This window comes from Pseudomonas brassicacearum, from assembly GCF_003732265.1.
In the GTDB taxonomy this organism is placed as follows: Bacteria; Pseudomonadota; Gammaproteobacteria; order Pseudomonadales; family Pseudomonadaceae; genus Aquipseudomonas; species Aquipseudomonas brassicacearum_D.
The window spans coordinates 1-520 of the sequence record NZ_MOBK01000206.1; the positions used below are offsets into that span (position 1 = coordinate 1).

1 protein-coding gene is annotated in these 520 nt (G+C 61.2%); it reads left to right on the forward strand.

What is annotated here, in order from left to right; translation table 11 throughout:
- Positions 1-309, forward strand: a 309-nt coding sequence (locus BK660_RS30865) for a TolC family protein (protein ID WP_148057513.1), incomplete at its 5' end; no start/stop codon positions are given.
- Between the last annotated feature and the right edge of the window lie 211 nt (positions 310-520).

Sequence of the window (520 nt, forward strand, 5' to 3'; positions counted from 1 at the left end):
CAGGCGCGGGATCTGCGCAACGCCACCGAGCTGCGATTGCGCACGGAAATCCAGACCAGCCTTGAGCAATGGCAGACCGCCAACGGCGAAGTCACAGCGTTCAACCAGACCATCCTGCCCGCCGCGCAAAGTGCGGTCGACAGCGCAACCCGCGGGTTCGAAATGGGCAAGTTCGGCTTCCTCGATGTACTCGATGCGCAACGCACGTTGATCAGCGCCCGTAGCCAGTACATCCAGGCCGTCAGCGAGGCCACCGACGCCCGCGTACGCATCGAACGGATCTTTGGCGACCTCAACGTCAGCCGTTGAATTTCATTTTTCAGACAACTGCGCGATGGCATGGCGCAGAGGAGTTTCCATGGACAAAAAACTGATGGTTGTCGCGGTGGCGACGTTGGCGTTGGGGATTGGCATAGGCTCGCAGTGGTCAGCCAACTCAAGCATCGACGCCCACGCCGATGAGGCTGCTGAACACGCCGATCACGCCGAAGAAGGCGCCGCTGCCGAAGGCGAACATGGC